The organism is Stenotrophomonas sp. SrG (assembly GCF_050031795.1).
Taxonomy (GTDB): Bacteria; Pseudomonadota; Gammaproteobacteria; order Xanthomonadales; family Xanthomonadaceae; genus Stenotrophomonas; species Stenotrophomonas rhizophila_A.
Genome location: NZ_JBNBBE010001125.1, coordinates 1 through 239, shown reverse-complemented (window position 1 = coordinate 239; position 239 = coordinate 1). Strand labels below are relative to the sequence as shown.

1 protein-coding gene is annotated in these 239 nt (G+C 66.5%); it reads right to left on the bottom strand.

Annotation, left to right across the window (positions count from 1 at the left end; genetic code table 11):
* The coding region (locus tag ACQG3P_RS22970) for a hypothetical protein (protein WP_426806337.1) at nucleotides 1–239 on the bottom strand (239 nt) is incomplete at both ends.

Sequence of the window (239 nt, the reverse complement as noted above, 5' to 3'; positions counted from 1 at the left end):
GTCCCGCAGGCTGAGTCTGACTCGGACGCTCCCCGCCGACGAACATCGGCAGCGATCCTTCAAGGATGCAAGTGGAGCTGATGCCCAATGCCTGCTGGGCTTTCGAGGCACCACCCGCCCTGACCCCCGTCGCCCGCGACTCCCAGTTCTTCACGGTCTGTGGCGACTGGCCATGGGCGCGGGCCAGGTCGGACTCACCCCGGATCTGGGGATCAAGGCGCTGAGCAGCGTCGTAGAGA